Here is a 19,643-nt window from a genome sequence, read left to right on the forward strand (position 1 = left end):
GTCCCCCACTTCCGCTGTCCGGTCACGCCGCCCGGGTCACGTCCTGGGCGGTGATGGCCTGGCGGCCCCGGGCCGTTCGGTCGGCCTGCTGGGCCTCCCGGAGCTGGCGGTCGATGTGCCGGTCGCGCGCCAGACCGATCAGGGACGGAAGGGCGAGGACCACGAAGATCGCGAGGACGACGAGTATTCCGACGATGTTGTCCGTTGCTGTGTTCATGGACATCAGTCTCGCGCCGGACGCTCCTGACCGTCAGTGGCAGGACTGCCGCACATCCTCGATTTCCTGCCAATACCGAGGCACACTGGCAGCATGCTCGAAAACGTGGCCGTCGTACTGCTCGACGGAGTGCATCCCTTCGAACTCGGCGTCGTCTGCGAGGTCTTCGGCCTCGACCGCGGCGACGAGGGCCTGCCGGTGTACGACTTCGCGGTCGCCTCGGCCGAGGGCCCGACACTGAGCACCCACGCGGGCTTCTCCGTGGGTACGGAACACGGGCTGGAGCGTCTTGAGACGGCCGACCTGATCGCCGTACCCGCCGGGCAGACCTATGCGGAACGGGAGTATCCGCCGGAGCTCCTGGACGCGCTGCGGCGGGCCGTGGAACGCGGGGCCCGGGTGCTCAGCGTCTGTTCCGGGGTCTTCGTGCTCGCCGCCGCGGGACTGCTGGACGGCCGGCGGTGCGCGGTGCACTGGCGGCACGCCGAAGAGCTGGCCCGGCGCTATCCGCGGGTGCGCGTCGAGCCGGACGTGCTGTACGTCGACGCGGGGGCGGTGATCACCTCCGCCGGTACGGCCGCCGGGATCGACGCCTGTCTGCACCTGGTACGGGAGGCGCACGGGCCCGAGGTCGCCAACGCCATCGCCCGCCGGATGGTCGTACCGCCGCACCGGGACGGCGGGCAGGCCCAGTACATCGAGCGGCCCCTGCCCAGGTCGCGGTGCGACACCGTCGGGGAGGTGCTGGTGTGGATGGAGCGCCATCTCGACGAGGAGGTGACCGTCGAGCAGCTCGCGGAGCGCGCCCACATGTCGCCCCGCACCTTCGCCCGCCGCTTCCAGCAGGAGACGGGCACCACGCCCTACCGCTGGATTCTGCGGCAACGCGTGCTACTGGCACAGCAGTTGCTGGAGGCGACGGACGAGACGATGGACGCGATCGCCTGGCGCACCGGGTTCGGCAACGCGGCGGCGCTGCGCCACCAGTTCGTACGGTCACTGGGCACCACCCCGCAGGCGTACCGGCGTACGTTCAAGGGCCCGGAGGCCGCCTGAACGTACGCCGGTTCCACCCAGTGGATCTTCAGCGAGGTGTCACTCGCAGCAGCATCCGGTCCGGGTGCAGGGTGATGCCCACGCGGACCGCGTCGCGCGACCCCGGCACCCGTTCGAGCCGCCACTTCCTCGCCACCTCGGCCGTGAGAATGGTGAGCATGGCCATGGAGAAGTGGTCACTCGGACACTTGCGGTTGCCCACGCCGAACGGGGTCATCGCGTACTTGGGCAGACTCCTGGTGCGTTCCGGAAGCCAGCGGTCGGGGTCGAACTCGGTGTTCCGCTCGTACGAACGCGGGTCGCGCTGGATCGCGTACGGGCTGTACACGAGATCGGCACCGGCCGGAATCCGATAGCCGCCCAGTTCGGTATCGGCCACCGCCCGCCGCGTCAATATCCAGACGGGCGGCTGCAAACGCATCGTCTCGACGATGACATTGTTCGTGTACGTCAGTTTGCGGACGTCCGCGAATGCGACCGCGCGTTCGCCCCCGACGGATTCGGCCTCCTCGGCCACCTTGTCGGCGTGTTCCGGCTGTTCGGCGAGGACCTGGAGCAGAGACATGATCGTGGAGGCGACGGTTTCGGCACCAGGGGTGACTATGGCGACGACCTGATCGTGGATCTCCTGTTCACCTATGGGATCGCCATTCCCGTCCTTCGCCGTCAGCAACGCCGTCAGCAAATCGTCCGGATTCTGACCGGATGCCCGGCGCTCGGCCACGATCTCGTCGACGACGAGATGCATATCGGCCAGGGCCCGGTTGAATTTGCGGTTGGCCGGCAGCGGTAGCCGGTAGAGCGGTCCCGCGGGGATCACCATGCGCCGGTACATCCCCAGGAACACCGTGGCGAGCGCGGCGCACAGCCGCTCGGCCCGCTCGTCCATGTAGTCGCCGCGCAGCAGACAGCGGGCCGCGATACGCACGGCGATCCGGAAGGATTCCGAGGTGCAGTCGATGATCTCGCCGGGCTGCCGGCGCCGGGCGAACGCGCGTGCCTCCTCCTCGATGATCGGCCCGTACTGGGGGAGGACGTCCAGCCTGAACGCGGGCTGGATGGTGCGTCGTTGACGCCGGTGGGTGGGCCCGTTGGCGGTGGCCACGCCCTCCTTGCCGAGCAGCCCTTCGAGGGACTCCCACAGCGGGCCGCCGATGATGTAGTCGGGGCTGAGCGCGAGTTCCCCGACCAGTTCCGGCGCGGTGGCGGCGTACACCGTCTTGGGGCCGAGCTTCAGCCGTATGACGTCGCCGTGGTCGCGGAGCCGGGCGAAGTAGCCCAGCGGGTCGCGGACCAGCTGCCAGCCGTGGCCGAGGAGCGGAACACCGCCGCCCGCGAGGGGCGGATCGGGCAGTTCCACCGTGTCGGGAGACGCGGAACGCACGGATTCGACGGTCATTTCTCACCTGCCGCTTCGTTGTTGACGTACGGGGGTGTGGAGCGGTCGTCCCAGTCGTCGACCATGTAGCGGCCGGACTCGTGGTGGAACCAGTAGACGGAACTGAACCAGTTCCGCATATTGCCGAGACAGGCGATCACGGCACTGCTCATTTCCTTTCCGCTCGCGCTGCCGTCGTCGAGCGATTCGGCGAACCGGCGCGCTTCCTGTTCCGCTGCGATGAATTCCACGATGGTTCCCTCGACCCGCCCCCTGAGGTCCGCTATGGCCTCTTCGAGCGTCAGCCCGTCATGCCGGATGAGACTGATTCCGAGATTGTGGAACTCGTCTCCCGCGATTTCCTTGGGGAGTGAGCAGAGGTCGTTGTACCAGGCGGCGAATTCCTGGCTCAGCAGCGCCGCCCGGCGGTATGCGGGGTGTCTCCTCACCGCGATGGGGAGTTCGTGTCCCGCGCTCGGTTCCAGGAGGTCCGTCCAGATCCAGTGCGCGAATGTGAGCCGCCGCAGTTCGAGGTATTCCTCGACTTTCGGCACGGTTCCGTTTGCACGGTTGCGGAACTCACGGTCGTACGCGTCGATCACCGCGTGGAAGTGCCGTGCGAAGCGGGCGTTCCACCTCCTGCCCAGGAACGAGTACAGGCGCAGCACGCTGTCCGCGAACCCCGCGACCAGCGGGTCCCGGTGGTGCAGATACAGCCCGGGTGCGTCCAGCACGGTGTGGAGCCGGCCCTTGAGTTTCCGCCAGGCGGCGGGCCGGCCGTGCACGATGTCCCGGTCGTGCCGGTCGTCCCAGACGAAGAACCAGGCACTGAAGTCCGCTATCGCCTGGAGTACGTCGTCCGGGGCGCCGAGGTAGTACCCGGCCATCAGATCGGTGTAGCAAAGGCCATCGGCATATTCTTCGACCTTGTCCGCCGGCATGAGGCGTTTTTCCAGCAGCCAGCTCCTGGTCTTCTCCTGAAGCCGGGGCCAATACGGATGCAGTTGCCGGGGAAACTCCGCCTCGATCACCGGTAAGGCCAGTGATGGTGGGATCGCTGCCGCTGGTGTCGCCGGTGAGGTGCTGTGTGGAAATGCAGGCACGAACAAACCCCTCTCAGCCGCCAGTTGGCGCGACACCCCTCCCGCTGTGCCGGGCGTGCGCCGTTGCGTATCCCCGCACTTCCCATTCAGCACTACAACTGACCGTTCTGGGAACGGATTTGCTTCCTTCACTACCCCAAGCTACCGAGACTGGCCTCCCGTCTGACTGGTTCTGGATCACTGGAAGCGCACTTGAGTCCGTTTTTCGATCGAACGTGCGACGGATGCACGAACGGCCCCTGGTCAGGGGCCGTTCGTGGACGTGTGCCTCAGGAGTTCTCAGTCGTTCGCGACCACGGGGTACCGGGGCTCGTTCTCGGCCATCTGCCGCAGCGCGTCCTTGCGCTCGCGCTTGGAGAGCCGGTCGATGTACAGATACCCGTACAGGTGATCGGTCTCGTGCTGCAAACAGCGTGCGAAGTAGCCGGTGCCGCGCACCTTGATCGGGTTGCCCTTCTCGTCCTGCCCGGTCACCTCGGCGTAGTCGGGCCGGGCGAGCGGCGCGTACGCGGTGGGCACGGAGAGGCAGCCCTCGTTGCTGTCGTCCAGCCGGCGCCGCTCGGCAGGCAGCTCGACCAGCTGGGGGTTGCAGATCACACCGGTGTGCCGGGCGCCCTCGTCGTCGGGGCAGTCGTAGATGAAGACCTTCAGGCCGACGCCGATCTGGTTGGCGGCCAGGCCCACGCCTTCGGCGGTGCGCTGGCTGGCGAACATGTCCGCGACCAGCTGGTCCAGCTCCGCGCCGAACTCGGTGACGTCCTGGCACTCCTTGTGCAGCACCGGGTTGCCGACGACCGTGATGGGCCGCGAGGTCCCGCGCTCACGCCAGGCGGCTTCACGCTCCTCACCGCCCTCGGTGTCGATGACGAAGCCCTCGTCGTCCACGGGGAGCACGCCCGCGTGCTGCTGATCGGTGTCCTGCTGCGCCATGACCGACGTATGCCTTCCTGCAAAACTGGGGTGAGTTGCTGATACAGGGTACGGGGAAGCGCCCCGTGGGAGCGCGCCCGAAGGGGCGCGGGGCCGTTTCAGTGTGCGGCTCCGCCGCGTGGGCGCGACCGGCCACAACGGACCCGCAGTCGGCCAGGGACCTAACAGACCTCTTCGAGATCCCGCCAGTCACGAGTCTCCGGACTGTCCGCGACCCACCCGTCCAACAGCCCCCTCACCAGCGAAGCCGGCGCAGCGATACCGCACTCCCGCTCCGGCGCCCAGAACTGCCCGTCCGTACGATGCCCCAGCGGCCCGGGATGCCCAGGCTCACTGTGATCGTGCGGATCGAGATGCTCCCCGTCACCCTCGTCGGACGGCATCCGGGACTCCGAGCACATCCGGCACAGCAACCGCACCGACGACGACCAGTCCTCGGCGGCGAAGCCGGCGTCGGACGCCAGCCGCTCCAGGGCGTCCCGGTCGTCCTCGGCGGCGGCCTCCAGGAGGACCACCCAGGTGGGCACGGGCGAGGGCGCCCACAGCTCGATCTCGTCGAAGACGGGGTAGGAGTGCCCGGCCGCGGTGGTCCGCTCCCCATGGGGCACCCCGTCGTGCAACACGACCTCGCCCCAGCGGCGCCCGGAGGACGGCAGCGGGATCGACAGCACCTCGATCCGGGCGGGATCGAGCCGCCGCCCCCACACGACCTCGGCCTCGCCCTCCGGCGACAGCCGTACGGCGGCGCTGCCCAGGTCCATCCCGACGGGCTCACCGGCGGCCGTCGCACCCCCGGGCACCCGCAGCCCGTACGCCTGCCAGGCCCGCCGGGCCAGCGGCCAGTCCTGGAGGGCGGTGGCCGCGATGCCCACGTTCCACCAGTCGGGGGCCCCGGTCTCCCGGTCGAGCAGGGCGACGGCGCGGAGACCGGCCGCCCGGGCCTGCTCCCAGTCGTGCCGGAACTTGTGCAGCAGCGCGAGGTTGAACCAGGACTCGGACAGCCAGGGTTCCAGATCGGCGGCACGTGTCAGCAGCGCGCCCGCGTCCTCGTACCGCCCGTCGCCGATCAGCGTGAACGCGCGGTCGGTGGCCTGCCGCCATGAGGCGGAGGGCCGGTGCCGCCCCTTGCCGAAGATCCTCACGATTCCCGCCTGCCAGTGCCGTGGAGTGGGCCGGCTTCTGCCCCCGTACAGCCTCTCCCTCGCATCCAACCACGGACCGCTGGAGGGGCGCTCATTACCCATGGGTTACCCAACCCAGGGCAGCGTAAGACCGTCCGCACCTCTCCCACCACCACCTCAACCGATGCGCTCACGAACGACTCCACCATTCCTGGCGAGTACCCGGGCGAGCGATTCCACCACCTCGGGCTGATAGTCCCGGCCGGTTGCGAGCCGCAGCTCCTCGAGCGCCCGCAGTGGTCCGCCCGCTCCGGCATCCCGCACCTTCTCCTCGTACGCGTTGACGGCCCGCACGATACGCGCGGAAAGCGGCTGCTCCCGATAGGGATCGGCCTGCCGCTCCACGACCACGGCGACCGCGGCGGCCACCCCCGTCTGCCGTACGACGGCCCCGCCGAGCAGCGCGATCCGGCGCTGTTCCTCCACCGGGAGTGCGGCCGTGGCCCCGGCCGGTACCGGGTCGACGAGGCTGAGCTGCCCGATGTCGTGCATGAGGGCCGCGTACTCCAGCACGGTCAGCTCCGGTTCGGACAGCCCCAGCTCCCGCCCCACCGCCCGGCTGAGCACCGCCACCCGCCGGGCGTGCCCGGCCGGGGTGTATCCGGCGATCTCGGTGGCGCGGGCCAGGGAGGCGATCGTCTGCCGATAGGTGGCCCGCACGGCCGCGTACCGCCGGAAGGCGAGCTGGGTGAGGAGCAGCGGCAGCGAGAAGACGGGCAGCGCCCAGAGCCCGACCACGGCCACCGCGAGCGCCATGACCACCCCGGTGGCGCACACGGCGGTCCCGATCCCCAGCGTGGCCCGCAGTTCGTCGCGCAGCAGCGGACCGAAGGGCCAGCCGGTGCGCGAGTGGGCCAGCGCGGCGGCGAGCACGGCGTCGCAGAGCGCGGTGAGCCCGAGCAGCGCGACAAGCAGCAGGACGTAGGCGGGGCCGCCCCAGGCCTCGAACACGCCCTGACTGTGGAGGGGCTGGAAACAGACGGCGGCGAACCCGGCGGTGAGCACCCGCCGGGCGAGGTGGTCGGCGGTCGGCCCCTGTCCGCGCGCGACGTGCGGTACGCAGCCGGCGAGAGTGGCCGCCACGATGACGGCGACGACCTGGAGGGCGCCGTGGTGCGTTGCCCGCCCCGCGTCCTCCCCGAGCAGCGCGTACGACAGCGCCCCGGCGGCGGCGAGCGGCGCCGCCTCGCGCGACTCGGGCCCGCTCCACCGGGTCAGCTCCCCGAGCATGACGAGCAGCCCGAAGGAGAGCGCGACGGCCCGTTCGTCGAGGCCGGACCAGAGGGTGTGGGCGAGCGAGAGGGTGGCGAGGAGGGCGGCGGCGGTGTGGACGAGGGTTCTCATGCCGCCCTCCGCCGTGCGGTTCTGCGAGGTCCGGGTCATGTCACCCCGCCCTTGCTGCCTGCCTGCCCGGGAATGCCGTCGGGATGCGATCCTGCCGGACGGGAAACGGACGGCGTGGGCGGCGTGTGCGGCGTGTGCGGAGTGTCGCGACGGGACTGCACCGAGTCGGCTGTCACCGCCGGATGCCATCCACCCCGGCGGCCGAGCGCTCGCACCAGCGCCCGCACCATCACCGGGTCGAACTGCGTCCCCGCGCACCGTTCCAGCTCGGCAAGCGCCGCCGGCACCGGGCGGGCCCGGCTGTACGAGCGGGTCGACGTCATCGCGTCGAACGCGTCCGCGACGGCGACCACACGCGCGAACTCCGGGATCTGGCCGCCGACGAGCCCGTAGGGGTACCCGCTCCCGTCCAGCCGCTCGTGATGGTGCAGGATCGCCGACCGGGCCTCCCCCAGGAAGCCGATCCCCCGGACCATCTCGTGCCCGTACTCCGGGTGCAGTTCGATCACCCGCCGCTCCTCCGGGGTCAGCGGCCCGTCCTTCCGCAGCAGCCGGGTGGGCACGCCCAGCTTGCCCACGTCGTGCAGGATGCCGGCGAACCGCAGCACTTCCACCCGCTCGTCGTCCATGCCCAGTTCCCGCGCGATCATCATCGACGCCTGCCCGACCCGCTCGCTGTGCCCGCGCGTGTACCCGTCCTTGATGTCGACGGCCTGCACGAGCGCCCGGATCGTCGCCTGGTGCGCCGCCCGCTCCCGGTGGTACTGCGCGAACGCCCACCACGACACCCACATCGGCAGCAGCACGAGCAGCGCGGCGACGGGCCCGTACGGACCGCGCCACAGGACGGCCATCATCAGCCCGGCGAGCCCGTGCACACCGCCCGGCACCAGCGACCGTAGGAACAGCCCCCGCCAGGCCAGCCGCACCGGCACCCGTTCGGCGAGCGCCAGGATGCCTCCGTCGAGCAGGGCCAGGACGAGGCAGAACGCGACCACGGCCACCCCGGTGATGACCAGTGCGTACGGAAAGGAGGAGGAGACGACCGCGTCCGGCCCGGCGAGCGACCAGTGGACCCGCGAAGCCGTCCAGGCGCCGATCCCGAGCTGTCCGGCCCGCCAGAGCCGGCGCGGCCAGGGCGCGGGCTCCCCGCCCCGCACGAGCAGCGCGCCCGGCAGCGGCACGAGCGCGGCGGCCGCGGGCGGCAGCAGGAAGGCACCGGCGAGCAGGACGGGCGTGTGCCACCGGGGCTGCCCGCCGCCGGTGCCCCCGGGACCTGCGGCGCCCGGCCCCCCGTGCCCACGGCCCCCGCCGAACCGGCCGACCGCGAGCTGCTCGCACGCGGCGCACAGCGCGGCGAACAGCGCCACGGCGCCCCAAGGGGCGTGTGCGGACCGGACGGGCGCCGCGCAGAGGACGGCCCCCACGGCGACAGCGATGACGTAGACACGCGCCCACGGCGTGATCGACCGCATGGCGCTCCCTCCCCCGCGTCCCGGACCAGGGCCGACCGGGCTGACGTTCGGCACAAGCCCGTTCAGGCTCCGGGACATGGAGGATAGGGCGGCCGGCAGCGGCCGTACGGAGGCATTGGACGAATCTCAGGCCTCAGGAACCGCAGATTAGCCCGTTAGGGGGAACAGTGGACGCTCGGCCGTTTCCGTCTCAGTACGCCACATCCGCCGCCAGCACCTTGGCCAACTCCTCGACCGTGGCCGGGGATTCACGCTGGAACGCGGCGATGTCCAGACCGTCGTCGCCCATGACGGTCAGCAGGGCGCGTTCCCCGACGGCCAGCACGATGACGTGCCCGGAGCCGCACCGGGCGACCACCTCGCGCAGGGCGCCGACCTTCGCCTGCTCGGCGATCCGGCGGCTCACTCCGAGCGTCGCGGCGGCGAGCGCCGCGACCGACTCGGCGTGCACGGTGTCCGTGTCGGCGACGACGAGAAGGCCGTCCACCGTGGACAGGACGCTTTCGGAGACTCCCATCACCCGGTCCCGCAAGGACATCAGGATGCCGGTGAGCTGGGAGGACTGGGGGGACTCGGGGAACTCGGGATTGTCGCTCAGGGGACTCGGAGGGCTCAGGGGACCCATGGGACGTACTCCTTGCGGTCAGTCGGGCTCCGGAAGAGCGCGCAACGCGCGGCGGACATGCCGCAGCGTTTCGACAGAGGGTTGGTCGGCGGCCAGTTCTTCGGCCGAGGGGCCCAGCAGGGCGGGGTTAGCCGCACCCCGTACGGGAAGCGTTTGCCGTACGGGCAGAAGGGGTGCGCTCACCCCCTGGTCGTCGGCCGCAGCACTTCCCTCATCGTTTCCGTCAGCGCTTCGGTCATCTCTTCCATCGTCCGCACTCACGTCCCCCCTTTCTCTCCGCCACGAGGAACACGCCTCGGCAGCGGCTCGGTTCTCGACGGCGCCGGCAGCGGGCCGGCGGCCGGCGTACGGCCGGGGGTGACGCGCGGCGCCGTACTGGGCCGGCCACCGGGTACGGTCGGGTTCTCCCAGCGGAGCAGCCCGAGCGTCTCCATGCGGACCAGGTCCAGCATCACGGCGTACAGTCCGCGCCCCAGCGCGAAGGCGATGTCCCGGGCCGTACGGCGCCCGTTGACCTGGTTCAGAATCTCCTGGTGACGGCCGGTCAGCGGCGCGCCGACTCCACGGCCGACACCGGGATCGGTGCCCCCCGGCGCCGGGGTGGGGCGCACTCGGGCCAGTTCGCCCGGGGGTCCCCACAGGCGGCTGAGCAGCGCGATGCGCCGCGTGGTCTCGTCGGTCAACTGCCTTGGCTCCACGCCCGGTCGGGCACGGAGTGTCGGCTCCGGACCGCTCAGCTCCCAACTGCCCGGCGCGCCGAGTGACATGGCGAAGGCCGCGTCGAACACGGCAGCCGTGCAGATGACTTCGAGTTCGGCGGCGCCCACCAGCCCGTCGGCCACCAGGCGTTCGCCGAGCAGGTCCGCGTCGCGCTGTGCGGCGCACGCGGCGAGCCAGGCCTCGTCGCCGATCCGGCCCGACGTCAGCAGTGCGGAGGTGGCGGTCGGCGCGCCCGGTGTCTCGACCGCGCCCACCAGTCCGTCGCGCAGATGGAGCGTGCCTCCCGGGGTGCCCGCGACCCGTAGCGTGCCGCTGAACTGCTCCTCGCGCAGACCCAGCAGCAGTGCGGGCACATTGCGCGCGGCGGACGCCCTCATGCACTCACCCGCGCTCTCGAACCGGCCACGCCGGTGGCGCCCGTCATGCGAGCACCTCGCCGGCCAGGTCGCCGAGGCTGCGCGCGGCGAGTGCGAGGTTGGCCCGCTCCCGGTCGAGTCCGGCCGTCAGCAGCAGCGGGTCGCCGGCCGGGCGGCCTACCGCGAGCAGGACCTGATGGCGTCGCACGCTGGTGGTGACGACGCTCTCCAGCTCGCCCTCGGCGCCCGCCCGGCCGAGCCGTTCGGCGACGAGGGCTGCGAAATCGGAGCTCTCCTGGCCGTCCCCGGCCTCGGCGACGTCTCCCGCCACTCCGTAGGTGAGGCCGGTGACCGCGTCGACGAGGGCGACACCGGTGACGCCGGGGGAGTCGAGGAACCGGGCCAGCGAGGCCTCAACTGCCGTCGCCATTTGGCCATTCCCCCTTCACTTCCGACCGCTGCACAGTAATTTGAACGTCAACTTGCGTAACACGTACAAAAGTTGATGTTTCGCGGCCCGTAAGTCGCTTGTGTTCGATCGTAGTTGCACGGACAGCGACCGGTCAGCGTCACTCAGGAATTGGGGCACCAGAATGAACATCGAGACAGCGCTCAAGGAAGCCATGACCGTGGACGGGGCGCTCGGAGTGGCCCTGGTCGACTACGACAGCGGTATGTCGCTCGGCACCCTCGGCGGCGGCCCGGGCCTGGACCTGGAGCTCGCGGCGGCGGGCAACACCGAGGTCGTACGGGCCAAGATGCGCACGCTGGCCTCGCTGGACATGAATGACACCATCGAGGACATCCTGATCACGCTGGGCAGGCAGTACCACCTGATCCGCCCGCTGGCCAGCAGCAAGGGCGCGCTCTTCCTGTACGTCGCGCTCGACCGGTCGCGCAGCAACCTGGCGCTGGCCCGGCACAGCCTGAAGAGAATCGAGAACGGCCTGGACGTCTGACGTCCAGGCACGAGCAGAAAAGATCAAAAAGGAAAGCGGCGATCGGCCCCGCCCGAGGCGGGGCCGACGGCGTCAGCTCTCGGCGGCCACGTCGTGCTCGGGCACGACCTGCCCGGAGCGGATCAGATCGAGCCGCCCCAGGACCTTGGCGCGCAGGTCGGTCGGCACGTCGTCCTGCCCGCAACAGCGCTTGACGAGCTTCTTCACGGCCTGTTCGAGCCCGTACTTCTCCAGGCACGGAGAGCACTCCTCGAAGTGGACCTCGAACTTGGTGCAGTCCGAGTCCGGCATCTCCCGGTCGAGGAACTCGTAGAGATGATCGAGTACTTCACTGCAGTCCGTTTCGTGCGGCTCTCCGCAGCTCATGAGCCCGAGCCTTTCGCTTCGTTCGACTCTCCGGCACCGGCCGGGACCAGGCCACGGTCACGGGCGTAGTCCTCCAGCATGCCGCGCAGCTGACGACGGCCGCGGTGCAGCCGGGACATCACCGTACCGATGGGTGTCCCCATGATGTCCGCGATCTCCTTGTACGCAAAGCCCTCTACGTCCGCGAGGTAGACCGCGATGCGGAATTCCTCCGGGATCGCCTGCAGCGCTTCCTTGACGTCCGAGTCGGGCAGGTGGTCGAGCGCCTGCGACTCGGCGGAGCGCAGACCGGTCGACATGTGCGACTCGGCACGCGCGAGCTGCCAGTCCTCGATCTCCTCGGCGGCACTGCGCTGGGGTTCGCGCTGCTTCTTGCGGTACGAGTTGATGAACGTGTTCGTGAGAATCCGGTACAGCCACGCCTTGAGGTTCGTGCCCTCACGGAACTGGTGGAAGGACGCGTACGCCTTGGCATACGTCTCCTGCACCAGGTCCTCGGCGTCGGCCGGGTTGCGTGTCATGCGCAGCGCGGCCGAGTACATCTGGTCGAGGAATTCGAGCGCGTCCCGCTCGAAGCGCGCACTGCGCTCGGCGGTCGACTCACTCCTGCCCGGACCCTCGGGCTGCTCCGCCTGGCCGTGTTCGGTCCCTGCGTCGGTCCCAGTGACCGGACCCACCTCCTCCAGTGATGTGACGGGATCGAAACCGATCCCACTCGAATCGGAGGATAGACGAACATCGTGTCCGCCCGCCGCCCGAACGGGGGCGGTCTTCGACGCGTGCAGCACCGTCCAGTCCAGGTCAGCGCTGCTGCGTCGATTCGGGCAGATGGTCGAACCCATGCGGCGGACTTCCTCTCGTACGAACGGTCACCACACGCTCGTGGTATCTGATCCGCACAACAGTGGTCCACGACGCGGCATTCCCGGCCGTCACCCGAGTGACGCGATCCACTCCACGACCCGGCCCGTGATCACCGTCAGCGCCTCGTCCTGCCCGAGAGGCGCCCGTTTCGGCACGGCGAAACCATGATCGCCGTACGGCACCTCCACCAACTCGTGCTCCCCCGGCGGGAACTCGGCCGGTTTCCCGAACGGGTCGTTGCCACCCTGGACGACCAGGGTGGGCACCCCGGCCCCGAGCAGTTCGGCGGCCCGCGACTTCTCCGGCCTGCCGGGCGGGTGCAGCGGGAAGGAGAGCGCGAGCACGGCCACGGCGCCCAGTTCCCCGGCCGTACGACAGGCCACACGGGCCCCCGCGCTGCGCCCGCCCGCGATCACCGGCAGCCCTGGTTCCGCGAGCGCGGGCCAGATTCCCCGCCACCCCACGTCCAGCGTCTTCGGCGCGGGCGCCAGCTTCTTCCCGGACACCCGCCAGGGCTGCTCGACGAGCGCCACGGTGACGCCGTGCGCGGGCAGCTCCCCGGCGAGCGCCTGGAGGTCCCGGGCCTCGATGCCCCCGCCGGCGCCATGGCTGACGGCGAGGACGAGGCGGGCCTTCGCGGCCGGACGCCAGGTGATGCGGGCGGTGCCCGCGTCGGTCTCGACGGCCACGACGGCCTCGGCGGTGTTCTCGGTGCTCACGTCAGAAGAGTGTGCCCTCCTCGGGGCCCTCCAGCTCGGTCAGCAGCTCCGGTCCGTTGTTGCGGACATTGCTTACGGCGGTGGAGACGGGGTAGGCGCGCATCAGCCCGGTGGGCGGCGCCGCGAGCAGCGCGCGCAGGTCGTCCACGTCGGTGCGGGCCGGGTCGAGCCAGGCGTCCCAGTGGTCCGGGGTGAGCATCAGGGGCATCCGGGGGTGGATGTCGGCCAGGGCACGCGGGCCCTCCGCGGGGGCGGCAGCGAGCGGGGAGGTCTCGGCCTCGGTGGTGATGACCGAGCACGTCACCCACCAGGCCCGCGGGTGGTCGTCGGGCAGGGTCCGGTCCCGCCAGAACTCGTACAGGCCCGCCATCGCGAAGACCGACCCGTCGGCGGGCGTCACGAAGTACGGCTGCTTGCGCGGCCGCTTCTTCCTGCCCTCGACCTCCAGCTCACGCTCGCCGGTCCCGGTGACCCACTCGTAGTAGCCGTCGGCGGGCAGGATGCAGCGCCGGGTGGTGAAGGCCCGACGGTACGAGGGCTTCTCGTGGACGGTCTCCGCGCGCGCGTTGATCATCCGGGCGCCGCCCTCGGGCGTCTTGGCCCAGGACGGCACGAGGCCCCATTTCAGCTTCCGCAGCTGCCGAACCGGTTCGGGGTCCTCCGCGTCCTTCAGGGGACGGTCGAGTACCGCACAGACCTCTTTGGTCGGGGCCACGTTGTAGTCGGGGGCGAGTGTCTCCTCGGGCTCCCACTGCTCGACCTCAAAGATTCCTGCGAGATCCTCGGGCGCACGACTCGCTGCATACCTACCGCACATACATGCCACACTGCCAGATTCGAAGCGACGCTAGGGAGCCTCCGCCGACAATGGACAGCACCGCATCCACCTCGCTGGCCGGTCTCTGGGACGAGATCTTCGGCAGCCAGCCCGACCCCGACCTGTGGGTGGTGATCGCGACCCTGGTCGCCGCGCTCGCCGTGACCGTCCCGCATCCCCTGTGGCGCCTCTCGCGCAACGCCATCACCATCGCGCACGAGGGCGGCCACGGGCTGGTCGCGCTGCTGACCGGCCGTACCCTCACCGGCATACGCCTGCACTCCGACACCAGCGGCCTCACGGTCAGCCGGGGCAAGCCGCACGGCATAGGCATGATCCTTACGGCCGCCTTCGGCTACACCGCTCCCCCGCTGCTCGGCCTCGGCGGCGCCGCCCTGCTCGCCGCCGGCCACATCACGGCCCTCCTGTGGCTGGCCACGATGCTGCTGGTGGCGATGCTGGTGATGATCCGCAACGCGTACGGCGCCCTCACGGTGTTCCTCACCGGCGGCACCTTCGTGGCGGTGTCCTGGCTCGCCGGCCCCCAGATCCAGGCGGCGTTCGCCTACGCGGTGGTGTGGTTCCTGCTGCTGGGCGGAGTCCGCCCGGCCTTCGAACTCCAGGCAAAGCGCCGCAGGGGCGGAGCGGGCGACTCGGACGCGGACCAGTTGTCCCGGCTCACGCATGTACCGGCGGGGCTGTGGCTGTTCCTGTTCCACGCGGTGAGCCTGTGCTCGCTGATAGGCGGGGGGCGATGGCTGCTGGAGGTATGACGGGCACCGTGGGAGCGTCGTCAGGGGGCGCGGGGCTGTAGCTGTCTGCGGCTCCGCCGCGGGGCGCGACCAGCCACAACGGCACCGCACCCGAGGAACGGCCGCGCACTAAAGTAAACCTATGGCCCCGAACCCCGCAGACACCGCCCTCTGGCCCGCCCCGCACGCGAGCGGAGCCGTCGACGCGACGGTCCACGTGCCCGGGTCCAAATCCGTCACCAACCGCGCCCTCGTCCTCGCCGCCCTCGCCTCCGAGCCCGGCTGGCTCCGCCGCCCCCTTCGCTCCCGCGACACCCTGCTGATGGCCGGTGCCCTGCGTACCATGGGCGTCGGCATCGAGGAGGGCGTGGGCCCCGACGGCACCGGCGAGGCCTGGCGCGTGATCCCCTCCGGCCTGCGCGGCCCCGCCACGGTCGACGTCGGCAACGCCGGCACCGTGATGCGCTTCCTGCCCCCGGTCGCCGCCCTCGCCGACGGCCCCATCCGCTTCGACGGCGACCCGCGCTCCTACGAGCGTCCGCTCAACGGAGTGATCGACGCCCTGCGCGCCCTCGGCGCCCGCATCGACGACGACAGCCGCGGCGCGCTCCCTCTGACGGTGCACGGCGGCGGTGCCCTGGACGGTGGCCCGGTGTCGATCGACGCGTCCTCGTCGTCGCAGTTCGTGAGCGCCCTGCTCCTCTCCGCCCCGCGCTTCAACCAGGGCGTGGAGGTCCGCCACACCGGCGCGACCCTGCCCTCGCTCCCCCACATCCGCATGACCGTCGACATGCTGCGCGCGGTCGGCGCCCAGGTGGACACCCCGGAGTCCGGCGGCGAGCCGAACGTCTGGCGGGTCACACCGGGCGCGCTGCTCGGCCGGGACCTGACGATCGAGCCGGACCTCTCCAACGCCCAGCCCTTCCTGGCGGCGGCCCTGGTGACCGGCGGCAAGGTGACGGTCCCCGACTGGCCGGCCCGCACCACCCAGCCCGGCGACCGGCTCCGAGAGATCTTCACGGAGATGGGCGGTTCCTGCGAACTCACCGATTACGGGCTGGAGTTCACGGGCTCCGGCGCGATCCACGGCATCGACGTGGACCTGAGCGAGGTCGGCGAGCTGACCCCGGGCATCGCGGCGGTCGCGGCCCTCGCCGACTCCCCGTCCACCCTCACCGGGGTGGCCCATCTGCGCCTCCACGAGACGGACCGCCTGGCGGCCCTCACCAAGGAGATCAACGAACTCGGCGGCGATGTGACCGAGACGGCCGACGGCCTGCACATCCGCCCGCGCCCGCTGCACGGCGGGACCTTCCACACCTACGAGGACCACCGCATGGCAACGGCCGGCGCGATCATCGGTCTGGCGGTGGAGGGCGTACGGATCGAGAACGTGGCGACGACGGCGAAGACCCTCCCGGACTTCCCCGATCTGTGGGCCGGAATGCTCGGGAACTGACGGGCGGACCGGAATCATGCGCCGCTACGGCAAGAACACCGACGAGGACGACATCCGCTCCCGCCCGAACCGCAAGGGCAACCGACCCCGTACGAACATCCGCCCGAAGCACGAGGACGCGGCCGACGGCATGGTCCTCACCGTGGACCGGGGCCGGCTGACCGTCCTGGTCGACGACCGGATCGTCATGGCGATGAAGGCCCGTGAACTGGGCCGCAAGGCGGCGGTGGTCGGCGACCACGTGGCCGTCATCGGCGACCTCTCCGGCAAGAAGGACACCCTGGCCCGCATCGTCCGTATCGGGGAGCGCACCTCGCTCCTGCGCCGCACGGCGGACGACGACGACCCCTACGAGCGGGTGGTCGTGGCCAACGCCGACCAACTGGCCATCGTGACGGCCCTGGCGGACCCCGAACCCCGTCCCCGTCTGATCGACCGCTGTCTGGTGGCGGCGTACGCCGGCGGCCTGACCCCACTCCTGGTCCTGACCAAGTCGGACCTGTCCCCGCCCGACAAACTTTTGGAGCTGTACGGCGCCCTGGACATCCCGTTCGTCGTCACGAGCCGCCAGGAACTGGAGAGCGGGGCCGCGGTGGCCCGCGTACGCGAGCAACTGGACGGCAGGATCACGGCGTTCGTCGGCCACTCGGGCGTCGGCAAGACGACCCTCGTCAACGCCCTGGTGCCGAACGACCAGCGCCGCTCGACGGGGCACGTCAACGCGGTGACGGGCCGGGGCCGCCACACCACCACCTCCGCCCTCGCGCTCCCCCTCTCGGGCAACGCGGGCTGGGTGGTCGACACCCCGGGCGTACGTTCGTTCGGGCTGCACCATGTCGACCCGTCCCTCGTGATCCACGCCTTCCCCGACCTGGAACCGGGTACGGAGGGCTGCCCGCGCGCGTGCAGCCACGACGAGCCCGACTGCGCACTGGACGAGTGGGTGGAGAAGGGGCACGCCGATCCGGCGCGGCTCTACTCCCTGCGCCGGCTGCTGTCGACACGGGAGCGGACGGAAGGCGACTGACCTCCGCGTTGTTTGACCGGAGCGAGGTCTGGTAAGGGCATACTCGCACCGAGCCGGATCCGAGTGGGACAAAGCAGTCGACGTGGCACAGGGGAGGACAAGACATGGCGTGGCTGCTGGTCGTTGTGGCGGGGCTTCTGGAAACCGGCTTCGCCGTCTGTCTGAAGCTGTCTCACGGCTTCACCCGTCTCTGGCCGACGGTCGCGTTCTCCGTCTTCGCCCTCGGCAGCTTCGGCCTGCTGACCCTCGCCCTGAAGAAACTCGATGTGGGCCCGGCATACGCGGTGTGGACCGGCATCGGCGCGGCGGGCACCGCGATCTACGGGATGATCTTCCTCGACGACCTGGTGTCCACCCTGAAGATCGTCTCGATCAGCCTGGTGATCATCGGCGTGATCGGCCTCCAGCTGTCCGGCTCGTCGCACTAGAACCAGACAGGGACGGCCCGCGGACTCAGTTCCACACGGCAGCGGGAGCCGGCCTCTGCAGCACGCTCCGTACGAGGTCGGCGACGCCGCCCTCCCCCGGGGGCGCGGCAACGCAGGACAGGGCGAGCCTGACGGCCAGTTCGCAGGTACGGGACATCTCGGCCGCGTCGGACTTGGCCGCGTCCGATTTGGCCGCACCGGCGCCGGACAGCACCGTCACGGCACGGTCCCGGACGAGCGCGACTAAGTCGCCGGGCGAGGGCAGCGGCCCGTCGGCCCTTCGCTGCGCGGGTACCGCCGCGGCGGACGGCACGGCGGTCAGCGTCGGTGAGGGCAGCCGTTCACTCCAGGAGCCGGTGAGCAGGGCCCGTACGAGGTCGTTGTCGCGGGCGGCCGACGTGGTCCACTCGGCGGCCGCGGTGAGCCGCTCCCCCGCACCGGCGCTCGGGTCGGCTGGTGCGGTCAGCGCCCGCTCGACACCCGCGAGGTAGGCGTCGGCCTCTCTGCGGACCAGGGCCCGGGCGAGCCCCTCCTTGCTGCCGAACTCGTTGTACAGCGTCTGCCGGGACACTCCGGCCGCCGCCGCGACGTCGACCATACGCACCGCGGACCACGGACGGCGCGCGAGCGCCGAATAGGCGGCGTCCAGCAGGGAATCCCGCGCTGCAGGCATCATCGGCCTCCCAGAGGCGAGCGGCTCTGCGCCCCAGGTTTGACGCGCACGGAGTCGCTGTCAAGGGTTCGCGACAGCGCCAGGGAGCGCGTATCGACATTCGCACCCCGGGCAGGGACGGCAGAGCCGGGCAAACTCCGGGTAACCGCACCCCGGCCCCCTGTAGCCCGTCGGCTGCCGTGAAAGATACGGTTCGCCTATGCCCGACTATCACGATGACCTGCGCCTTGCCCATGTCCTCGCGGACGCCGCCGACGCCACGACGATGGGCCGGTTCAAGGCACTCGACCTCAAGGTCGAGACGAAGCCGGACATGACACCGGTCAGCGAGGCGGACAAATCGGCCGAGGAACTGATCCGGGGCCAGTTGCAGCGGGCCCGCCCGCGCGACGCGATCCTCGGCGAGGAGTACGGCATCGAGGGCACCGGCCCTCGCCGCTGGGTGATCGACCCGATCGACGGCACCAAGAACTACGTGCGCGGGGTGCCCGTCTGGGCCACCCTGATCTCCCTGATGGAGGCGGGCGAGGGCGGCTTCCATCCGGTGGTCGGCCTCGTCTCCGCGCCCGCCCTGGGCCGCCGCTGGTGGGCGGCGAAGGGCCACGGCGCCTTCACCGGCCGCAGCCTCTCCTCGGCGTCCCGGCTGCGTGTCTCGGGCGTCGCGAAGATGACCGACGCCTCGTTCGCGTACTCGTCACTCACCGGCTGGGAGGACCGCGGTGCGCTTGGCGGCTTTCTGGACCTGACCCGCGAGGTGTGGCGCACGCGCGCGTACGGCGACTTCTGGCCGTACATGATGGTGGCCGAGGGCTCGATCGACATCTGCGCGGAGCCGGAGCTGTCCCTGTGGGACATGGCCGCCAACGCGATCATCGTCACGGAGGCCGGCGGCACGTTCACCGGCCTCGACGGCCGCCCGGGCCCGCACAGCGGCGACGCGGCGGCGTCGAACGGCCACCTCCACGACGAGATGCTGGGTTACCTCAACCAGCGCTACTGACCCCCCGTACGCCCCGTAACAGCCGTACGCGCCCCCTTGTTGACCGTCCCTTTAACTGCCACCCTGAAGTTCCCCCCACTTGTGAACTTGTGAAACGCTGAACAAGCCACACGAAGACAGTGAACAGGGGCGGGAACTCTCTAGGCCCGGACTTCGCGGGTCACCGTTTCAGGTTTGTGGCCAGTGGGTTTGTC

The 19,643-nt window shown here is 70.7% G+C and carries 23 protein-coding genes; 7 read left to right on the top strand and 16 right to left on the bottom strand.

All coding sequences use genetic code 11. From position 1 onward, the window contains the following. Positions 1-22 precede the first annotated feature (22 nt). On the bottom strand, positions 23-217 hold the full coding sequence (locus RB628_RS20100; protein WP_318321863.1) for a hypothetical protein: 195 nt from the start codon (positions 215-217) through the stop codon (positions 23-25). 93 nt (positions 218-310) lie between these two features. Between RB628_RS20100 and RB628_RS20105 the strand changes: the two genes are divergently transcribed. After that, positions 311-1,273, top strand: a complete 963-nt coding sequence (locus tag RB628_RS20105; protein ID WP_318321864.1) for a GlxA family transcriptional regulator — start codon at positions 311-313, stop codon at positions 1,271-1,273. Positions 1,274-1,301: 28 nt separating this feature from the next. Here the strand turns inward: RB628_RS20105 and RB628_RS20110 are convergent, their stop codons facing one another. From RB628_RS20110 to RB628_RS20155, 10 genes are all read right to left on the bottom strand, one after another. Beyond that, entirely contained in the window at positions 1,302-2,672 is a 1,371-nt protein-coding gene (locus tag RB628_RS20110) for a cytochrome P450 (RefSeq protein ID WP_318321865.1), read from the bottom strand. Further along, entirely contained in the window at positions 2,669-3,754 is a 1,086-nt protein-coding gene (cyc1, locus tag RB628_RS20115) for an epi-isozizaene synthase (protein ID WP_318321886.1), read from the bottom strand. Before cyc1 ends, RB628_RS20110 begins: the two co-directional genes overlap by 4 nt. A gap of 279 nt (positions 3,755-4,033) precedes the next feature. After that, complete coding sequence (gene def / locus RB628_RS20120) at positions 4,034-4,684, bottom strand: peptide deformylase (protein WP_318321866.1); 651 nt, start codon at positions 4,682-4,684, stop codon at positions 4,034-4,036. 161 nt (positions 4,685-4,845) lie between these two features. After that, positions 4,846-5,826: a hypothetical protein gene (locus RB628_RS20125; RefSeq protein WP_318321867.1), complete on the bottom strand. Its 981-nt coding sequence runs from the start codon at positions 5,824-5,826 to the stop codon at positions 4,846-4,848. A gap of 156 nt (positions 5,827-5,982) precedes the next feature. Beyond that, complete coding sequence (locus RB628_RS20130; protein ID WP_318321868.1) at positions 5,983-7,248, bottom strand: HD-GYP domain-containing protein; 1,266 nt, start codon at positions 7,246-7,248, stop codon at positions 5,983-5,985. Further along, positions 7,245-8,684: an HD-GYP domain-containing protein gene (locus tag RB628_RS20135; protein ID WP_318321869.1), complete on the bottom strand. Its 1,440-nt coding sequence runs from the start codon at positions 8,682-8,684 to the stop codon at positions 7,245-7,247. Before RB628_RS20135 ends, RB628_RS20130 begins: the two co-directional genes overlap by 4 nt. A 190-nt stretch (positions 8,685-8,874) precedes the next feature. After that, complete coding sequence (locus RB628_RS20140) at positions 8,875-9,222, bottom strand: roadblock/LC7 domain-containing protein (protein ID WP_412180690.1); 348 nt, start codon at positions 9,220-9,222, stop codon at positions 8,875-8,877. A 105-nt stretch (positions 9,223-9,327) separates the two neighbouring features. Then, on the bottom strand, positions 9,328-9,492 hold the full coding sequence (locus RB628_RS20145; RefSeq protein WP_318321871.1) for a hypothetical protein: 165 nt from the start codon (positions 9,490-9,492) through the stop codon (positions 9,328-9,330). 74 nt (positions 9,493-9,566) lie between these two features. Continuing rightward, positions 9,567-10,406, bottom strand: coding sequence for a hypothetical protein (locus tag RB628_RS20150; RefSeq protein WP_318321872.1), 840 nt, complete (start codon positions 10,404-10,406; stop codon positions 9,567-9,569). Between the two features lie 43 nt (positions 10,407-10,449). Next, on the bottom strand, positions 10,450-10,815 hold the full coding sequence (locus RB628_RS20155) for a hypothetical protein (protein ID WP_318321873.1): 366 nt from the start codon (positions 10,813-10,815) through the stop codon (positions 10,450-10,452). Positions 10,816-10,978: 163 nt separating this feature from the next. On the opposite strand from RB628_RS20155, the gene RB628_RS20160 reads away from it, so the two are divergent. Then, positions 10,979-11,344, top strand: coding sequence for a hypothetical protein (locus tag RB628_RS20160; protein WP_318321874.1), 366 nt, complete (start codon positions 10,979-10,981; stop codon positions 11,342-11,344). A gap of 72 nt (positions 11,345-11,416) precedes the next feature. On the opposite strand, the gene rsrA is transcribed toward RB628_RS20160, so the two are convergent. From rsrA to RB628_RS20180, 4 genes are all read right to left on the bottom strand, one after another. Then, positions 11,417-11,710, bottom strand: coding sequence for a mycothiol system anti-sigma-R factor (gene rsrA, locus RB628_RS20165; RefSeq protein WP_318321875.1), 294 nt, complete (start codon positions 11,708-11,710; stop codon positions 11,417-11,419). After that, complete coding sequence (sigR, locus tag RB628_RS20170) at positions 11,707-12,387, bottom strand: RNA polymerase sigma factor SigR (RefSeq protein WP_055524911.1); 681 nt, start codon at positions 12,385-12,387, stop codon at positions 11,707-11,709. The genes rsrA and sigR overlap by 4 nt, the downstream gene beginning before the upstream one ends. A gap of 255 nt (positions 12,388-12,642) precedes the next feature. Next, a complete protein-coding gene (locus tag RB628_RS20175) occupies positions 12,643-13,293 on the bottom strand; it encodes an alpha/beta family hydrolase (protein WP_318321876.1) in 651 nt (216 codons plus the stop codon). A 1-nt stretch (position 13,294) separates the two neighbouring features. Continuing rightward, positions 13,295-14,110 carry an SOS response-associated peptidase gene (locus tag RB628_RS20180; protein WP_318321877.1) on the bottom strand — a complete coding sequence of 272 codons (816 nt, stop codon included), beginning with the start codon at positions 14,108-14,110 and terminating at the stop codon, positions 13,295-13,297. A 50-nt stretch (positions 14,111-14,160) separates the two neighbouring features. On the opposite strand from RB628_RS20180, the gene RB628_RS20185 reads away from it, so the two are divergent. The 4 genes from RB628_RS20185 to RB628_RS20200 all read left to right on the top strand — a co-directional run bounded on the left by RB628_RS20185 (position 14,161) and on the right by RB628_RS20200 (position 17,776). After that, positions 14,161-14,883, top strand: coding sequence for a M50 family metallopeptidase (locus tag RB628_RS20185; protein ID WP_318321878.1), 723 nt, complete (start codon positions 14,161-14,163; stop codon positions 14,881-14,883). Positions 14,884-15,004: 121 nt separating this feature from the next. Continuing rightward, positions 15,005-16,321 (top strand): 3-phosphoshikimate 1-carboxyvinyltransferase, encoded by a 1,317-nt coding sequence (aroA, locus tag RB628_RS20190; RefSeq protein WP_318321879.1) that lies wholly within the window; start codon positions 15,005-15,007, stop codon positions 16,319-16,321. A gap of 16 nt (positions 16,322-16,337) precedes the next feature. After that, entirely contained in the window at positions 16,338-17,348 is a 1,011-nt protein-coding gene (rsgA, locus tag RB628_RS20195; protein WP_318321880.1) for a ribosome small subunit-dependent GTPase A, read from the top strand. A gap of 104 nt (positions 17,349-17,452) precedes the next feature. Further along, positions 17,453-17,776: a multidrug efflux SMR transporter gene (locus RB628_RS20200; protein WP_318321881.1), complete on the top strand. Its 324-nt coding sequence runs from the start codon at positions 17,453-17,455 to the stop codon at positions 17,774-17,776. A gap of 25 nt (positions 17,777-17,801) precedes the next feature. Here RB628_RS20200 and RB628_RS20205 read toward each other — a convergent pair whose 3' ends face one another. Then, positions 17,802-18,449, bottom strand: coding sequence for a helix-turn-helix domain-containing protein (locus tag RB628_RS20205; protein ID WP_318321888.1), 648 nt, complete (start codon positions 18,447-18,449; stop codon positions 17,802-17,804). A gap of 199 nt (positions 18,450-18,648) precedes the next feature. Here RB628_RS20205 and hisN point away from each other — a divergent pair, with 199 nt between their 5' ends. Further along, complete coding sequence (gene hisN, locus RB628_RS20210; protein ID WP_318321882.1) at positions 18,649-19,449, top strand: histidinol-phosphatase; 801 nt, start codon at positions 18,649-18,651, stop codon at positions 19,447-19,449. Positions 19,450-19,643 lie beyond the last annotated feature (194 nt).

Source organism: Streptomyces sp. ADMS, assembly GCF_033441795.1.
GTDB lineage: Bacteria > Actinomycetota > Actinomycetes > Streptomycetales > Streptomycetaceae > Streptomyces.